Consider the following 17,502-nt stretch of genomic DNA (forward strand, 5'->3'; position numbering starts at 1 on the left):
GATAAATTGGATAAAAAAATTAATGAAGAGTAATGGGGGAGAGAGTTTGTATATTAAAGCATTATCAGAAAGTGAAAAAATACAGTTAAAACAAAGATCTAATAAAATAAAAGAGTTACAAGAGCAAGGGATATGCTTTGGGTGTTATAATTTTGAAACACAAGATATATTTCCAGGAGAAGGATTAATCATTTATGAAGATGATAAAGTAAGGTGTCAATTTGAAAAATTTCCACGGGCAACTGGTCAGACAACTATAGTAGCAAAAGATCATTATGAGGATATTTCTGAAATGCCACTAGAATTAGGGACTCATATATTAAAAATATCAAATGCAATTATAAAGTTGCATAAAGAAATTATAGGGGCAGAAAAAGTATACATGTGTACATTGTGTGATGGTAAAAGAAATCACTTACATTTTTCTTTATTTCCACGATTAAAAGGTGAGACAATTGGTTTCAAAAACTTTGTCAAAGAAGATGGTATTTTAATGGATTATCATGAAATTGTTGAAATATATAAAGAAAAAATAAAGAAGTTATTATAATTATATAAAATATAGATACTAAACTTATATAAATATTTTGCTCCACTAAATCTTACAAATGAGAAAGAGTTAAGAAGATATATGATAATATTATAATTGTTATTAAACCATAGATTTATAATAATTTTAGAGGTAATTCTAGAAATATTATCCTAATTTAAATAATTCGATAGTCATAGTTATCCTCTAAAATATTATATCCTATTTTCTTATAAACTCCATTAGATATTGGATTTTTCTTGTCCACGAAAAGACTGCAGAATTTATTACCTCTACCTAGATATTCCTTGCTTAAGTTATATACTATAGCTAATCCATAACCTTTTCCTCTAGCTTCTTTACTTGAATAAACTAAGCTTACTGATACACCATTAACAAGCTGTCTTGTAGATGCTATCATCGCCATTGGTCTATGTTTCTCATCCTCGAAAATATAAATACTATTATTTTCAATTCGTGCATTTAATTTGTCTTTAAACTCCTCATAGGATATTTCTTTCTTTAAGGCTTCCTTTGCAAATTTTATGTGCCAATCTATTAATAATTTCTTATCTTCCCAGGTAGCTACTCTAAAATTTCCTTTAGGTAAAATAACATCATTATTAAGTTCAGTTATCGCCATAACATCCATAGCTAAATATTCTTTAAAAGCACATTTTGTTTTATATCCATAATAATCTATAAACTCGTCACAGATTTTTTTATTGGCATTAATGCCTTTTAAATCTATTCCATCTTTTATAATGTAATCAGCTAAGGATTTAATAGCATCCAACGTATCATTATCTAAATTATAAATTAAAAGATTATAAGGTTTGACATTAGCAAATATAAGCTTTGTATTCTCTTGTTCATCATCTATTCTTCCAAATATCAAATCCATATTAGTATCTTTTTCTTTGCTTACAAAAGCATTATGAAGAATTAATTGAGTTACAGACTATTTTTCTAAAAGTGATTCTTCATTTTCTTTTAAAAAACCTTGTACTGTATCGTATATCTTTATTTTCATATCCAAGCCCCCTAAAATTCAATTACTTAAAATACTACTAATTTCAACTATGACTCAATTATATATTATTTTTCTTTAATAGTATTCCCATGATTTTTCTATTTAATTTTTATGATATTGTATTAACAAGTATTCAGCTACTATAACTAATATCCATAATGTTAGTTTTAATGGACTATGATTAATGTAAAAATTAATTATATAAAGTAGAATAAAACAAATGAATGATTCTAATATTATGAACTTATATTTTTTAGGTTTGTTAAATAATTTTCTCATAAAATCCCCCTAACTTTAATTTTAAAAATAAAAACATAACACACTAAATATAACATATTTTACCAAATAATGCTATTCAATTTTCTTAAAAACCACACTATAGTATATAATTATAGTGATTATACCCATAAAATTTTTAATATATGCTGAAAAGTGGAATTTGTATTGATATAAATCATTAAATTATGGAAAAATTATCTTTAAATAACATAATATTACTTAATTTATGTTATAATTAAAATAACTAAATAAAATGGAAGATTAAACATAGAGTTAAGGGTTCACTTTTACCATAATAATTTAAAAGTGTGGTAAGGAGGGTAAGAGTTTTGAAGAAAAGAGCTATATATTTTGGAATATCAATTATAGCAATTTGCTTAATTTCATTTAGTGTTTATCAGTATAATAAAATTAATACTCTTAGAAGTATTTTGAAAAATACAATTAAATATCATATTGAAATGTTTGCATCAAGTCCAGTAAATTTAAATGATGAGCTTGCTTATTCTCAAAAATATGGGAATATTGTTGCGGCACAAAGTGCATATATTGCTTTAAAAGAAGGTAGGGATGTACCATCAAAAGGTTATGATATTAGTTTATCTAGATTATTTATAGAAATTAAAGGTATTATGATAAATAATGGAGAAAAGATTGAAAAGATAACTGATGATAGAGATATGAGAGAATTAATGTTAAATATAGCAAATAATATTGAAGATACAAATTCTATAGAAAGAATACTTGAAATAATACAGTAAATAATATAATAGCTAGTAGGATTTAAAATTAATATTCTTAAGCTAGAAGAAAAGTTGATAGAAATATGAAAGATTAATTCAAAAATATTTATAAAAAAGAGTGTATCATTTTATAGATACACTCTTTTGATATATAATTTATATATCAAATTTTGCATTACCAAGCCAACTTACAGTTTGTGGATCAGTATGAGAGAGGAATAGACTTTCCTTTGTGTCTAGTTGATAGATATTCTCCATATCCTCAAGACTTAACTCAAAATCAAAAACATTAAAGTTTTCTTCTATACGTTCTTTATGAACTGACTTTGGAATACATACAACATTACGTTGAACAAGCCAGCGTAAAATAACTTGAGCTACTGATTTATTATATTTTTCACCAATACTCTTAAGTATTTCATTTTGAAATATGTTATTTTTACCTTCAGCAAAAGGTCCCCAAGATTCTATTTGCACACCTCTTTCTTCCATAATCTTCTGATCCTCTATTCTTTGGAAGAAGGCATGAGTTTCTATTTGATTTACAGCAGGAACAACGTCATTATGATCAATTAAATCTATTAGTCTATCTGGATAGAAGTTACATACACCAATTGCACGAATCTTTCCTTCTTTATAAAGTTCCTCCATAGCACGCCATGCTCCATAATAATCATTAAAAGGTTGATGAATTAGGTATAAATCTAAATAATCTAATCCTAAACGATTAAGAGATTTTTGAAATGCTTTCTTTGTACTTTCATAGTTTGCATCTTGAATCCAAAGTTTAGTAGTAATAAATAATTCTTCACGTGGAATACCACTTTTTTTTATGGCACGTCCAACTGCTTCTTCATTCATATATGCTGCAGCAGTATCAATTAAACGATAACCAGTCATTAATGCATCGTAAACTGCTTGTTCGCATTGTACAGGATCTTCAATTTGATAAACACCAAATCCTAAAATAGGCATTTCAATACCATTATTTAAAGTTACATTTTTCATTATAATCACTCCTAGTTTTTTCTAGTATTGGATTTACGAGGATAAATATCTCGTGATATAATTACTTTAATAGATTAGAGTAACTCGAAGTCAAGAGTTTTTTAGAAAGTGAGAGATTTTATGTATACAGTAAAAGAAGTAGCTAAATTAATGGATTTAACAGAACATACTATTCGTTATTACACTGATAAAGGTCTTGTACCATCAGTTAAGCGTGATAAAAATAATAATCGATTATTTGATGAAGAGTCGCTTAATTGGTTAACTGGTATAAAATATCTAAAAGCAACTGGAATGTCTATTGAAGCTATAAAAGAGTATGTTGAACTATGTCTTAAGGGAGATTCTACTGTTCCAGAGCGTTATGAAATTATTTTAAAGCAAAAAGAAATAGCAGAGACTCAATTAGAGGAAGCAGAAAAGCGTGTTAAGTATATGAAACAAAAAATTAAACATTATTCTGACATTGTGAATAATAAAATTCCTGACGATACTAATCCAGGTCAATGGGATAAAAATTTTATATCTAAAATATCATAAATTTATAATAAGTTAATAAAGATAAGAAGTGTAAGATTTATTTAGAATGTAGTAAATATTAATAATATAGATTGGGGATAGAATTTATTGAAATACGAAGAACTAATATTAAATCTAGAAAATGAATTATTAAAACCAGAGATTAGAAAATCAACTGAAAAATTAAGAGAATTGCTATCAGAGGATTTTATAGAATATTGTAGTTCAGGAGTTATTTATAATTATAATATTGACGACACTTTTTATGAGGAGAATGTAGAATTTAAAATAATAGATTTTAATTCAAGAAAATTATCAAATGATTGTATTTTAGCAACATATAAGATAAATAAAATCTATCATAATGACAATACTGTAAAAAGTTCACTTAGAAGTTCTATTTGGAAGTTGTATGATAACAAATGGAAAATGATATTCCATCAAGGAACAATGGTTAAATAGATTTTTAGTTAGAATAATGGAGGGTATATATGAATAGAATTTATTTTGTGAGACATGCTAAACCTGATTTTTCAGTAAAAGATGATCTATTAAGACCTTTAAGCGAAGAAGGAATTAATAATAGTAAAAAAGTAACTGAATATTTAAAAGATAAGAATATAACTAAAATATATTCAAGTCCCTATAAAAGAGCAATTGATACTATAGGGGATTTTGCGGCTAATTTAAATATGGATATTAAAGTAGTTGAAGATTTTAGGGAAAGAAAAATAAGTAGTGAATGGATAGAAGAATTTAATGGATTTTGTGAAAAACAATGGAGGGACTTTAATTACAACCTTAATGATGGGGAATCTTTAAAAGAAGTACAAGATAGAAACATAAAAGAATTACAAAAAATTCTTAATGAAAATGAGGAAGAAAATATTGTGATAGGTACACATGGAACTGCATTAAGTACAATAATTAATTATTATGATAGTAATTTTAATCACTCTTCCTTTAATAAAATTAAAGATGTAATGCCTTTAATTGTAGTATTTGAATTTGAAGATATTAAATTGAGAAATATAAATTACATTTTAGAAATTTAATTCAAAAAATTTATTAAAGAAAGAGGACAAGCAAAATATATAAATATATTTAATATGGGAGGGATAATAATGGAAAATAAATTTGAACTTTTATGTAGTGATAGTAATAAGGCATTAAAAATCAATGCAACTAGAGGAGAAGAATATGTAATTGAATCAGGGGCTATGGTTTCTATGAGTCCGGTATTTGAGGTTAAAGCTAAAACTGGAGGTTTAGGTAAGACGTTAGGGAGAATGTTTTCTGGTGAAGGATTCTTTATTCAAAGATTTAGAGCTAAAGAAGATGGAGAATTAATATTAGCTCCTCAATTTTTAGGAGATATTAAATTAGTAGAAATGGATGGTAGCATTTCTTATAGACTTGGTCGTTCAACCTTTTTAGCATCTACTTCAGGAATAGATGTAACTACTAAATCTGGTGGGATAAGTGGTATGTTTTCAGGCGAGGGATTAATTCAAATGCAAGCTTCTGGAGTAGGAACTTTAGTTATTAGCTCTTATGGTGCAATTATTAAAAAGGAACTTCAGCCAGGTGAAACATATATAGTAGATAGTAATCATATGGTACTTTGGGATAGTAGAATGAAGTATAGCACAGAATTTATGTCTGGAGTATTTAGTTCAATTGCTGGTGGTGAAGGTTTAGTATGTAAATTCCAAGGACCAGGAGAATTATGGATTCAAACTAGAAATCCTGCAATGCTACTTCAGACCTCGAAATAAAGGGGATTTGAAATAATTCTTCAAAAATATTATTTAAAAAATTTTATATATAAGATTAAAAATATTTATTTTGATATTTAGTCTAGAGAATAGCACTTAGCTTATGTTGGGTGTTATTTTTTTGTTCTTTAGGAAATTATAATGAGGTTACCCTGTGAATAATCTTTTATAATTTCCATCCTTCAGTTTTGAAGTATTAAAATATCATAGCAAGGTGACTTGGAGCGAAGCGACGGAACCTAGATATGATATTTTAATACTTTTTTATTGAAATTTTTTTATGTAGTATAGTCAACTTACATCTATATTAAATCCAATGTCAAAATATTAACAGCAAATATTGACAACGTTTGCATTGGGTAATAAAATATAAGTAAGCAGTACTTATTAATGAAATCCATCAAACCCAGTGTAACTTTCAAAATACATAAAACTCTGATATTAATAAGTATTGCGTATATAGATCAAAATGCACAAAATCTAAAGATAATAAATAAATTCAAGTATCCAAAGAATTTTCTTCTTGAAGTGAAAAATCTTTAAATAATATAAAAAGTGAGAAAGAGGTCGTATCAAAATTGATTTATAAAATCAATCTAATACAGCTCCTTTTTTATTTTTAACGATAATTATTTAATTAGTTAATATTAATAATTATTTCATTTTTAAGGTTAATAATTAATACAAAATAAAAAGCTGTCCTAAGACTGACTGTGATATAAAATAAAATCATATACTGGAATAACATTTTGTAAATAATTCTTAATCTTTATTCTTTAATTGAATTTCAATAATTAATTCGTCGAGTTTCTTGCTAAGTTCCACAACTTTTTCCGTAAGGCCTTCTTTTATATAAAGCTCTTCTAATTCTTTTCGTAATTGTTCTATTTTATCCATAAATCCCCCTGTTAAGAATTATAGGGAATTAGTTTATTTAAAATCAATAGGAAATTGGAGGTAAATATTAGATTAAAATGGAAAAGTATTGGATTAAACTTTTAATTATTAAGTTCAATAATTTTCTACATTTTCTGGAATTTAGAGTGTATAGTGAAAATATATAGTGATATAATATTAAGTACTCTTTGCAAAGGAGGGATAATATGAATTTAAGAAATATGATAAACTCATTATTAAAATTAGGATCTAGTATTTCTAAGAATAATGGAAAAAGTTTATTTAAAGCAGGTTTTGTTAATAAGGTTATAAGTAAAAAGATTGATAATACCTATCATATTTATGGAAGAGTGTTAGATAATAAAAATGAATATAGTACTCATATAAAGTTTAATTTAAATGATGAAGTTAAAGAAGTTAAATGTACTTGCAATCAGTTTGAGGAAAATAGTAGAGAAATAAGAAATTATACCTGTAGTCATATAATTGCAACTATGTATAAGTTCTACTATGAAGTTTCTAACAAAGTTAAAAAACAAGAAATAAAAAATATAAAAGATTTAAATAAGTCTTTAAATCTTAATATAAAATTAAAGCAAGTTAAGACTAATAATAAAAATGAATATTATCTTGAATTAAGGGCAGGAAAAGAGGGAACTATAGCAATTGAAGCTTTAGGAAAATTCTTATTTGATGAAGATAATAAATTTAAATATAAGGATTATTTAATTATAGAATTTTTAAGGGAAAAGTTTAAAGAAGATAGAAGCAGAATTGTTAATGGAAGAAGTTTTAAGATTTATGATAATGAGCTTAAGAAGATTTTAGTATTAATTGATAGTAAAAAGATTATTAATTTAAATTTTGATTATATGAATTATACATCTCAAATTTATAAGGAAGATATTCCTTTAATTTTTACTATAAAGAAAAAGGGTGAAGCAATAGTAGTAAAATCTCAAAAGAAAAGTGTAATTCCTTTAGATAGTAATAAAGATATATGGCTTTATGATAAGAAAATATACTTACCCTCAGAAAAACAATTAAAATATTACAAAGGTATTTATGAAAAATTAAAAGAAAAAGATAATTTAGTTTATAAAAGTACAGATGAAAATTTAAAAAAGATAGTATTTATTTTAGGTGAAGTATCAAAAGATATAATTATAGATGAAAGTATTAAGGGTGAAGTAAATAAGATTAATACACCTAAGTTTTATATAGAAAAAGAAGGGCCTAATATTTTTTGTACTTTAAAAATAGAATATATTAATAAATTAGATGGTATTAGGGATGAAAGAGCTATTGAAAAGCTAGAAATGGCTCTTGAAAGATATAAGTTTATAAAGAAAGATGAAAGATTTATTTTTATAGGAAATGAAGAAGATAATTATATATTACTAAAAGAAGGACTAGAATTTTTAAATAAAATAGGAAGAGTAATATTATCTAAGGATTTTAAAAATATTAAGTTAATAGATTCTAAAAGTATTACTAGCTCATTAAGAGAATATAATGAAGGATTTTATTTTGATTATAGAATAGATGGTTTAGAATACGAAGAAATTCCAGAAGTATTAAGGGAAATAAAAATGGCAAGTCCTTTTTATAGAACTAAAAAAGATAGTTTCTTAGATTTAAAGGATTTAAGAGTAACTGAATTTTTTAGAACATTAGAAGAATTAAATTTATTTAATAATATTTATAAGGAAGAAATAGATATAGATAAATTTGATTTAATTCGCTTAGAAAATAAAATAAATAATAAAAAGCTTCCATTTATATCTGGAGAAGAAAAAATAAATATTTTATTAGAAAAGTTGAAAAATAAAAATAAAGAATATATTGTTCCAGAAAATTTAAATGCAAATCTTAGAGAATATCAAAAAGTAGGGTATAACTGGCTAAGATCTATTGAAGACTTAGGTTTTGGAGGAATTCTTGCAGATGATATGGGACTAGGAAAAACTATTCAAACTATAGCATTATTACTATCTAAGGAAGGAAAAAGGAGTTTAATAATTACACCTACTTCTGTTTTATATAATTGGAAAAATGAGTTTGAAAAATTTGCACCAAGTTTAAAAGTTGGGATTATTCATGGTAGTTTAAAGGAAAGAAATATTCTTTTAGACAGTTATAAAGATTATGATGTTTTATTAACTACATATGGAACTTTAAGAAGAGACTTGCTTTTGTATGAAGATAAGGATTTTGATTTTTGTATAATTGATGAGGGGCAAAATATTAAGAATAAAGCTTCAAAAATTTCAGAAGCTGTTAAATCTATAAAAGCTAATTGTAAAATAGCTTTAACAGGAACTCCTATTGAAAATAATTTACTTGAATTATGGTCAATATTTGATTTTATAATGCCTATGTATTTATTTTCTGTAGAGAAGTTTAAAGATAAATTTGTTAAGGGAAATGATGAAGATTTAAAAGAATTAAAGGAGCTTATTTCTCCGTTTATATTAAGAAGATTAAAAGAAGAAGTATTAGATGAGTTACCTGAGAAAATTGAAAAAGAATATATAATTCCAATGTCAAGTAAACAAAGACAAGTTTATAATTCCTCTATGAAGGAAATTAAGATTAGGCTTAAGGAAAATAAAGATAATAAGATATTAATATTATCTTACCTTACAAAATTACGCCAATTATGTTTAGATCCTTCGCTTTTAATAGAAGACTTTAAAGAAGAAAGTTCTAAGCTAAAGGCAATAGAAGAAATAGTTAATGAAGGTATAGAAGCCAATAAGAAGATAATTATATTTTCACAATTTACATCAGCTTTAAATAAAATAGGAAATAAGTTAAAAGATAATAATATTGAATATTTATATTTAGATGGAAGTATAAATGCAAAGGAAAGATTAAAACTAGCTGAAGAATTTAATGAAGGTAAAACAAATATATTTTTAATTTCTTTAAAAGCAGGTGGAGTAGGACTAAATTTAACATCTGCAAATATAGTTGTACATTTTGATCCATGGTGGAATCCTGCAGTAGAGGACCAAGCTACAGATAGGGCTTATAGAATAGGACAAAAAAATGTAGTAGAAGTTATAAAGCTAATTTCAAAAGATACTATAGAAGAAAAAATTATAAAGTTACAAGAAGAAAAGAAGGAATTAATAAGCAAAATTATTGATGGAAATATGTTAAATGGCAATAAATTAAATTCAATTACAGAGGAGGAATTACTAAATCTTTTTAGTTAGTAGAAGAATATGGATATATATACTATAGGTCATTCAAATTATACAATGGAAAAGTTAATACAGATGCTAAGATATTACAATATTAATACTGTTGTAGATATTAGAGGAACTCCTTATTCTAAATATAATGTTCAATTTGATAAGGAAAGAATAAAATATACTTTAACAAAGGCAGGCTTTATATATATTTATATGGCTAAGGAGCTAGCAGCAAAGAGAATAAATAAGATTTCTTATAATAAAGAAGGATATTCTGACTTTGAAAAAGTAGTAGAAGAAGAGGATTTCCTTAATGGCATAGAAAGACTTAGGGATGGTTGTAATAAGGGATATAGAATTGCTTTACTTGGAGCTATGCAAGATCCTATAAGATGTCATAGAAGTATTTTAGTTGGTAGAGCTTTAAAGAAAGCAGGCTTTAATGTTATGCATATTTTAGATGATTTAAGTATTAAAGATCAAGATTACATAGATGAAAGAGTTTTAGATAAGTATTTCCCAGATAGATCTCAGTTAACTATAGATGCTTTATTAGGCAATGAAATGAGTAGAGAAGAAATGATAAATGAAGGTTATAGAATGGCAAATAAAGAAATTGGTTATAGGATTGAAAATTTGCCTATAAATAAAAACTAGAAGCTAAATAAGAAAATTGAGCTACCGCAATAGTAGCTCAATTTATAATTTTCAAAACTCCTTTAGGAGTTTTTTTCCTTAATTTTTAATTATTCATCATTCATTGTGCTAGCGAAGCGAAGCACTAAATTACTCGCCAAGGTTCTTCTATTTTTTCTTCTACTATAGTGTATTCAATTTCTTTTGATTCTTCTCTAGGAAGTTTAAGTTTTTTTAATTTAGTTGTAAATTCTTCAGAAAATACTTTTATAGATTTCCCTATATTTTTTGCTGATGAATTAAATATCTCTAAAGGAGTTAAGAAGTGTTTATTGTCTCTAAATTCATCCAAAGATTTTGCTGCTTCCTTTGATGCTTCAAGTGCTATATTATTAATTTCATCTATCATATCCTTATTAAAACTTTCAGGATATTTAACTTCTAGAACTATTCTATAACTTATAGTTCTTCTTTGTTTACATGGTATTTTTACAGTTAAATCATTTCCTTCTACTTCTCCTAAGTAATTTTCTAAAAAGTCATTTCTTTCTTCAGGTATTTCAATAGAAGATAAAACCTTTGAATAAGTATTTTTAATATTATCTGTTGTAAACTCTTTCTTAGCAGTGGTTAATGATTCTTTTCTTAAACCATTCTTATCATTTACTTCACTTCTATAGCATATAAATGAGTCTATCCTATTTAGGTCTACACCAAAGTAAACCCATCTTCCTCTAAACCAACGTAATCCAGAAACACTTCTTCTATCTACATTTAATAAGAAGGCCCAGTAATTTCTACCTCCTCTTTCCCATATATAAGTAAATTTAAATAAGCAAAAGCTAATGGAGCCTGGACTTACAGCCTTAGTTTGAGAACCACTTCCTTTACTCTTTCCAGTTGAACCTTGATTTAAACTTTTAACTTCAGCACTATCCTTAGAAGGAATAAAATTAGGTGGTGGACCTATATTTAAGTTACTTCCTTGAGATGGACCACCTGGAAATCCGGGAATAGGATTAGGAATCATTGGATTGAAGTTTGTAAATTGAGGTGGTCTTAACATAGAATCATCTTGATAAAGAATTGAGTCATCATCGTTATAATTCATAAATAAACTCCTAATGTAATACTTTATAATTATTATAGGTAAAAAAATTAATAATGTTACATACAATAATTGTTAATTAAGGATTTTATATTGATATATCAATGGGGGGATTTTATGGGGTAAATATCAGGCTTGCTAAATTAAGTGATTATAGGAATATAAGTAGTATTTCAAAAGAATTGCATTTATATCATGTAAAGAATAGACCGGATATATATAAGGAAGCTAGGAAAACTATTTATAGAACTTACTTTAATGAACTACTAAAGGATAGGGAGATAGAAATATTGGTTATTACATTAGATGAAAAAATAGTTGGCTATGCAATTGTAAGGTACGTAGATTTAAAAAATGTAGATTTATTAAAGGATAAATATTTTGCTTATATAGATGAAATTTGTATTAGAGAAGATTTTAGAAGACAGGGCTTAGGTAAAAATTTATTTGAATATATTTATAAATTAGTAAAAAGTAAAGGTGTAGATACTTTAGAACTTGGTGTATGGAGTTTTAATAAAAGTGCATTAGAATTTTATAAAGCAATGGGGATGGTAGAGAAAAATATAAGAATGGAAAAGAAATAAAAGAGAATTTATATATTAAATTATAAGTGGAGAAATTTTGTTGTAAATCAACTATAGTTTTTATAGTAAATAAGCAATAGGATATTTTTCACTTTATTTATTTAAATATATCTATATAATAGAAAAAACGTTAGAATATATTGACATTTATAACTATACTGTATATAGTATACATATACAGTATTTACGGATAATACAGTTTAAGAGGTGAGACAATGAAGATATTAATTAGTAATTCCTCAAAACTTCCAATATATGAGCAAATAGTTAATTCAATTAAGGAAGCCATTATAAGTGGAAGTTTAGAACCAAATGAAAAATTACCTTCTATTAGATCCTTAGCAAAGGATTTAAATATTAGTGTAATAACTACTAAAAGAGCTTATGAGGAACTTGAAAATCAAGGCTTTATAGAAACAGTAGGAGGAAAGGGCTGCTATGTATCTTATTTTAATAAGGAATTAGTATATGAAGAAAAACTAAAGGAAATAGAAGAAAAACTAGAAGATATTTTGAATATAGCTAGGTCTATAAAGATAAGTAAAAATGATATTAAGAGTATGATAGATTTATTGTATGAAGGGGATTAGTATGATTAGATTGGAGAATATCAGTAAAAGTAGGGGAAATTTTAAGCTTGAAAATATGTCTTTTGAATTAAAAGAAGGATATATTATGGGATTAATTGGACCAAATGGTTCAGGAAAAACAACATTAATTAAACTTCTTCTTGGGTTAATAAAACCTGATGAAGGTGAAATTAAGGTTTTCAATAAGGATATCTTTAAAGAAGAGGTTTATGTTAAAGATAATATTGGTTTTGTTTTTGATAATTTTAATTTTTATGAGCACTTAAATATTAAAGATTATAAAAGAATATTAAAGAAGTCCTATTCTAAATTTGATGAAAAGTTGTTTGATTCATATATTGAAGGCTTTGGAATTAAAAATAAAAGTTATATTGGTAACCTATCAAAGGGGGAAGCTATTAAGGTTATGCTTGCAGGTGCCTTATCTCATGATGCAAAACTAATAATTTTAGATGAGCCAACAGCAGGCTTAGATCCAATAGTTAGGAAAGAGATTTTAAAGCTTTTACAAGAAGTAATTGAAGAGGGAAGTAAGAGTATTATTATTTCAACTCATATAACTTCAGATTTAGATGGAATTGCAGATTATATAACATTTATTAATAAGGGAAAATTAGTTTTTACAGAAGATATGGAATGGATAAGAGAGAGATTTAGACTTTTTAGAGGGTCAAAAGAAGAATTAGAAAATAGTGATTTAAATTTTATATCTATTAAGAAAAATAAGTATTATGAAGAGGGATTATTTATAAACAAAAAAGACTTAGTTTTAGAAAATATAAGTACACCATCTTTAGAAGATATTATGTATCACTATATAAAGGGGGAAAAGTAATGCTTCAATTGATAAAAAAGGATTTATTAGTATCATTTAAAATAAAGTCATTAAAAGCAGTTATATTAACCTTTATAGTTGGGTTATTTTTACTAAGTATATTTTCATATATATTTCCGACTATTCTTCCTATAATTATTACTTATGTGGTAGTTATGAATAGTTTTTATTATGATAGTTTAAATAATACTGAAAGCTATATGTTAAGCCTTCCAAATAAAAGAGAAGATGTAGTTTATTCAAAGTATATATTAGTACTTTTAATATTATTTTTATCTAATATACTAATGTACATCTTATTTGGAATAAATATTTTAAACTCAACAAGAGTTATGGTGCTTCATGATGTTATTGTAAGTAGTACAACTATATTATTTAGTTTTTCAATAATACTGCCTATTATTTTTAAATTTAAGTATAAAGTGGGAAGAGTGTTAGCTCCATTTATTACCATATTTATTGGATACTTAAGTTTTAGAAGCAATGCTAATACTATTAATAATTTTATTGAAAGCGGAAAAGAGACAGTCTTAATTAGTTTATCTAGGAAAATTGGAGTTTTAACTTATAATATATTTAAATTTAACAATTATGATTATAAAGTTATAGCAACCACTATATATATTATTTTATTATTCATAATAGCAATAATTCTATTCTTGGTTTCAAATTATATAACTTTAAAAATATATGAAAATAGAGATTTAGGATAGGAGGCTAGAAGATGAATAAAAAGTTTATATTAGTGAGTTTAAGTATTTTCATTTTAAGCTTTATCTTTATATTAGGATTTAAATTTGCTTTAGATGATAAGGTTTTATATGAAGATTCAGTGAATTATGAGCAGGATAAGCCAATGATAAAATATGTTGGATTTGAAGAAGAAGATGATTTTTACAAGATAAAAATAAGTGTAAAGAATAGCACTGATTATTATGCTAGTTTTTATGATATTAATTTACAATTTTCAAACAATTCTTCTGTATATTTAGGAAATGCTGGTCCTATATTTAAGGGATATGATAATGATGAAAGAAAAGCATTATTGAATTATAAAGAAGGAGATAAGTATGATTTTAGTTCTTACTTTGGACCTAATGAAGAAAGGGAATATGTATTTGAAATCTCTAAAGGATTAAAATTTGATAAAGAAGTTTTTGATACAAATAGAATGACTATTTCGTATAATATTCAATATTTTAAGTATAAGATTAATAAAAATACTGTAGTTGGAAATGCTTTTTCTAGTAGTAGCGTAGAGTTTATAGATAATACAATAGACCCATATACAATAGAATAATATATAGTAAAAAAGTAGGAGCAATTGCTTCTACTTTTTTTATAAATTATTCAATTAATATATTTAAGCAAAATTTATAAATTAATTTTGCTTTTCTTTTTTTCCATAAATTATATCATATGCATTTTGTTCTTCATTTATATTTTTTACAATTTCTTGTGACTTTTCTCTTCTACATTTTTTACTAAGCATGCATGCTAATCCATCCATAAATAACACCCCTTTATGTTTTATTGTATTAGTATACTATATTATAATCATATTATTAATAAAAGTTACATAAAAATGATAGTTATTAATTTATCAAGTCTGATATTTATTAGATTATCAAAAGTATGATTTATGCTATAGTAAATATTTTAATAAAATTTAGTATATCCAGATTTATAAAAAAATATTTATATGTTATATTCACTTTTTTTCTGATTTTAGCATAATAATAAAAAATCAAAAGGAAGTTTTTGATAAAAAATATTTGTCATATATAAACAAGGAGGATGAATATATTTTATAAAAAGGAGGGGAGTCATTTGAATTTCAAGGAATTTATTAAAAGTGATAGAGATAGCAGAAATAAGGAAAAATTTGAAGGAACATTTCTAGATTATTTAGAAATAGTTAAAGCTAACCCAGATATAGCTAAGCTTTCACATAGAAGAATCTATGACATGATAGTTAGTAAGGGTGTTGAAGTACTAAAGGGTGATGAGAATCCGAAGATTAAGAAGATATACGGTAATGATTCTATAAGAAAATATGGATTCTTTAAGGATGATTTCTTTGGTATTGATAAGATAATTATGAAATTAGTTAATTATTTCCATTCAGCATCTATGAATGGAGAGGAAGCTAGGCAAGTATTATATTTAGTTGGACCAGTTGGAGCAGGTAAATCTTCTTTAGTTGAAGCTTTAAAAAAAGCTTTAGTTCAATGTGAACCTATATATTCAATAAAGGGATGCCCTATGCATGAAGAGCCTCTACATTTAATACCAAATCATTTAAGACCAGAATTTGAAAAATTATTGGGAACAAGAATAGAAGGTGACTTATGTCCAGTATGTAAGTATAAATTAATAAATGATTATGATGGAGAATATGAAAACTTCCAGGTTGAAAGAAAAGATTTTTCTATTAGATCAAGAAAAGGAATTGGTGTAGTACCACCTGTAGATCCAAATAATCAAGATACTTCTATTTTAACAGGTGCAGTAGATATTTCTAAAATGGATATGTATTCAGAAGATGATCCAAGAATTTTTTCATTAAATGGTGCTTTCAATGTTGGAAATAGAGGTTTAGTTGAGTTTATTGAAGTATTTAAAAATGATGTTGAATATCTTCATACAATAATTACAGCAACTCAAGAAAAATCCATTCCTTCACCAGGAAAGGGTTCTATGATTTACTTTGATGGACTTATAATTGCTCACTCTAATGAAGCTGAGTGGAATAAGTTTAAATCAGATCATACTAATGAAGCTATATTAGATAGAATTGTTAAAATTGAAGTTCCATACTGCTTAGAGCTTGATGAAGAAGTTAAAATTTATAAAAAGATTTTGAAGAAGAGTAACTTTAACGCGCACATTGCTCCGCATACAATAGAAGTGGCAGCTATGTTTGCAATTCTTTCAAGATTAGCCCCTTCAGCAAAGGTTGATCCTATAACTAAGCTAAAGATTTATAATGGGGAAGACATAGTTGAAAAAGGTGGCACCAAGAGGATTGATATTAGTGAGCTTAGAGAAGAAGCAGGTGCTTATGAAGGAATGAAGGGAATAAGTACAAGATTTATAATTAAGGCTATAGATAATGCTTTATCTAGCTCTGAATATAATTGTATTAATCCTTTAAGCATAATGGAAAGTATAGTTAAATCTGTTAAAGAATTAGATATAGCAGCAGAGGATAAGAAAAAGTATTTAGGATTTATTCAAGATACAATAAGAAAGGAATACAATAAGATTTTAGAAAAGGAAATTACTAAGGCATTTATACATTCATTTAGAGAACAAGCAGAAAGCTTATTTGATAATTATATAGATAATGCAGAAGCTTATGTAAATAAGAGCAAGATAAAGGATACATCTACTGGTGAAGAATTAAATCCAGATGAAGAATTTATGAGGAGTATAGAAGAACAAATAGGGGTTTCAGAAAATTCTTCTAAGGGCTTTAGAGCAGATGTTACTTCTTATATGTTCTATTTAGTTAGAAATGGAAGCAAGATTAATTATACTTCTTATGAGCCATTAAAAGAAGCAATAGAGAAGAAGCTTATGGCATCTGTTAAGGATCTTTCAAGAATAATAACTAAGTCTAGAGTAAGGGATTCTGAACAAGCAGAAAAATATAGTTCTATGGTTGAGGAAATGCAAAGGAATGGATACTGCCTACATTGCTGTGATGTAACACTTAAATATGCAGCAAACAACCTATGGAAGGATTGATATA

At 25.8% G+C, this 17,502-nt stretch carries 19 protein-coding genes; 14 read left to right on the forward strand and 5 right to left on the reverse strand.

From position 1 onward, the window contains the following. Nucleotides 1-46 precede the first annotated feature (46 nt). On the forward strand, nucleotides 47-550 hold the full coding sequence (locus tag ACQPVP_RS05860) for an HIT family protein (protein ID WP_430840554.1): 504 nt from the start codon (nucleotides 47-49) through the stop codon (nucleotides 548-550). A 157-nt stretch (nucleotides 551-707) separates the two neighbouring features. Here ACQPVP_RS05860 and ACQPVP_RS05865 read toward each other — a convergent pair whose 3' ends face one another. Next, the gene (locus ACQPVP_RS05865; protein WP_430840555.1) at nucleotides 708-1,433 is read right to left on the reverse strand and encodes a GNAT family N-acetyltransferase; all 726 of its coding nucleotides are present in this window, start codon (nucleotides 1,431-1,433) and stop codon (nucleotides 708-710) included. A 737-nt stretch (nucleotides 1,434-2,170) separates the two neighbouring features. Between ACQPVP_RS05865 and ACQPVP_RS05870 the strand changes: the two genes are divergently transcribed. Continuing rightward, nucleotides 2,171-2,602: a hypothetical protein gene (locus ACQPVP_RS05870; protein WP_430848078.1), complete on the forward strand. Its 432-nt coding sequence runs from the start codon at nucleotides 2,171-2,173 to the stop codon at nucleotides 2,600-2,602. A gap of 138 nt (nucleotides 2,603-2,740) precedes the next feature. Here ACQPVP_RS05870 and ACQPVP_RS05875 read toward each other — a convergent pair whose 3' ends face one another. Next, complete coding sequence (locus ACQPVP_RS05875) at nucleotides 2,741-3,592, reverse strand: aldo/keto reductase (RefSeq protein WP_430840558.1); 852 nt, start codon at nucleotides 3,590-3,592, stop codon at nucleotides 2,741-2,743. A gap of 120 nt (nucleotides 3,593-3,712) precedes the next feature. Here ACQPVP_RS05875 and ACQPVP_RS05880 point away from each other — a divergent pair, with 120 nt between their 5' ends. The 4 genes from ACQPVP_RS05880 to ACQPVP_RS05895 all read left to right on the forward strand — a co-directional run bounded on the left by ACQPVP_RS05880 (nucleotide 3,713) and on the right by ACQPVP_RS05895 (nucleotide 5,889). Then, nucleotides 3,713-4,132, forward strand: coding sequence for a MerR family transcriptional regulator (locus ACQPVP_RS05880; RefSeq protein WP_430848080.1), 420 nt, complete (start codon nucleotides 3,713-3,715; stop codon nucleotides 4,130-4,132). Nucleotides 4,133-4,219: 87 nt separating this feature from the next. Next, nucleotides 4,220-4,573 carry a DUF4440 domain-containing protein gene (locus ACQPVP_RS05885; protein WP_430840560.1) on the forward strand — a complete coding sequence of 118 codons (354 nt, stop codon included), beginning with the start codon at nucleotides 4,220-4,222 and terminating at the stop codon, nucleotides 4,571-4,573. 29 nt (nucleotides 4,574-4,602) lie between these two features. Beyond that, the gene (locus ACQPVP_RS05890; protein ID WP_430848082.1) at nucleotides 4,603-5,166 is read left to right on the forward strand and encodes a histidine phosphatase family protein; all 564 of its coding nucleotides are present in this window, start codon (nucleotides 4,603-4,605) and stop codon (nucleotides 5,164-5,166) included. Nucleotides 5,167-5,235: 69 nt separating this feature from the next. Beyond that, nucleotides 5,236-5,889 carry a TIGR00266 family protein gene (locus ACQPVP_RS05895; RefSeq protein ID WP_430840562.1) on the forward strand — a complete coding sequence of 218 codons (654 nt, stop codon included), beginning with the start codon at nucleotides 5,236-5,238 and terminating at the stop codon, nucleotides 5,887-5,889. Nucleotides 5,890-6,651: 762 nt separating this feature from the next. On the opposite strand, the gene ACQPVP_RS05900 is transcribed toward ACQPVP_RS05895, so the two are convergent. Further along, nucleotides 6,652-6,786, reverse strand: coding sequence for an aspartyl-phosphate phosphatase Spo0E family protein (locus ACQPVP_RS05900; protein ID WP_430842342.1), 135 nt, complete (start codon nucleotides 6,784-6,786; stop codon nucleotides 6,652-6,654). A 206-nt stretch (nucleotides 6,787-6,992) separates the two neighbouring features. On the opposite strand from ACQPVP_RS05900, the gene ACQPVP_RS05905 reads away from it, so the two are divergent. Together ACQPVP_RS05905 and ACQPVP_RS05910 are read left to right on the forward strand one after the other, a co-directional pair. Further along, nucleotides 6,993-10,010, forward strand: a complete 3,018-nt coding sequence (locus ACQPVP_RS05905; protein WP_430848084.1) for an SNF2-related protein — start codon at nucleotides 6,993-6,995, stop codon at nucleotides 10,008-10,010. A 9-nt stretch (nucleotides 10,011-10,019) separates the two neighbouring features. Continuing rightward, the gene (locus ACQPVP_RS05910) at nucleotides 10,020-10,646 is read left to right on the forward strand and encodes a DUF488 family protein (RefSeq protein ID WP_430848086.1); all 627 of its coding nucleotides are present in this window, start codon (nucleotides 10,020-10,022) and stop codon (nucleotides 10,644-10,646) included. Between the two features lie 124 nt (nucleotides 10,647-10,770). Here the strand turns inward: ACQPVP_RS05910 and ACQPVP_RS05915 are convergent, their stop codons facing one another. Then, entirely contained in the window at nucleotides 10,771-11,736 is a 966-nt protein-coding gene (locus tag ACQPVP_RS05915) for a hypothetical protein (RefSeq protein WP_430848088.1), read from the reverse strand. Nucleotides 11,737-11,837: 101 nt separating this feature from the next. On the opposite strand from ACQPVP_RS05915, the gene ACQPVP_RS05920 reads away from it, so the two are divergent. The 5 genes from ACQPVP_RS05920 (at nucleotide 11,838) to ACQPVP_RS05940 (ending at nucleotide 15,045) form a co-directional block, all read left to right on the forward strand. Further along, entirely contained in the window at nucleotides 11,838-12,320 is a 483-nt protein-coding gene (locus ACQPVP_RS05920) for a GNAT family N-acetyltransferase (protein WP_430842334.1), read from the forward strand. Between the two features lie 215 nt (nucleotides 12,321-12,535). Further along, entirely contained in the window at nucleotides 12,536-12,910 is a 375-nt protein-coding gene (locus ACQPVP_RS05925; RefSeq protein ID WP_430842332.1) for a GntR family transcriptional regulator, read from the forward strand. A gap of 1 nt (nucleotide 12,911) precedes the next feature. After that, entirely contained in the window at nucleotides 12,912-13,745 is an 834-nt protein-coding gene (locus tag ACQPVP_RS05930) for an ABC transporter ATP-binding protein (protein WP_430848090.1), read from the forward strand. After that, on the forward strand, nucleotides 13,745-14,458 hold the full coding sequence (locus tag ACQPVP_RS05935) for an ABC-2 transporter permease (RefSeq protein ID WP_430848092.1): 714 nt from the start codon (nucleotides 13,745-13,747) through the stop codon (nucleotides 14,456-14,458). Before ACQPVP_RS05930 ends, ACQPVP_RS05935 begins: the two co-directional genes overlap by 1 nt. Nucleotides 14,459-14,469: 11 nt before the next feature. Continuing rightward, nucleotides 14,470-15,045, forward strand: coding sequence for a hypothetical protein (locus ACQPVP_RS05940; protein ID WP_430848094.1), 576 nt, complete (start codon nucleotides 14,470-14,472; stop codon nucleotides 15,043-15,045). A gap of 81 nt (nucleotides 15,046-15,126) precedes the next feature. Here the strand turns inward: ACQPVP_RS05940 and ACQPVP_RS05945 are convergent, their stop codons facing one another. Next, a complete protein-coding gene (locus ACQPVP_RS05945; RefSeq protein WP_430848096.1) occupies nucleotides 15,127-15,255 on the reverse strand; it encodes a hypothetical protein in 129 nt (42 codons plus the stop codon). A gap of 320 nt (nucleotides 15,256-15,575) precedes the next feature. On the opposite strand from ACQPVP_RS05945, the gene ACQPVP_RS05950 reads away from it, so the two are divergent. Further along, nucleotides 15,576-17,498 (forward strand): PrkA family serine protein kinase, encoded by a 1,923-nt coding sequence (locus ACQPVP_RS05950; RefSeq protein ID WP_430848098.1) that lies wholly within the window; start codon nucleotides 15,576-15,578, stop codon nucleotides 17,496-17,498. The last annotated feature ends 4 nt before the right edge of the window (nucleotides 17,499-17,502 follow it).

Origin of the sequence: Clostridium nigeriense, from assembly GCF_050585265.1 — a bacterium.
Lineage (GTDB): Bacteria > Bacillota > Clostridia > Clostridiales > Clostridiaceae > Clostridium > Clostridium nigeriense_B.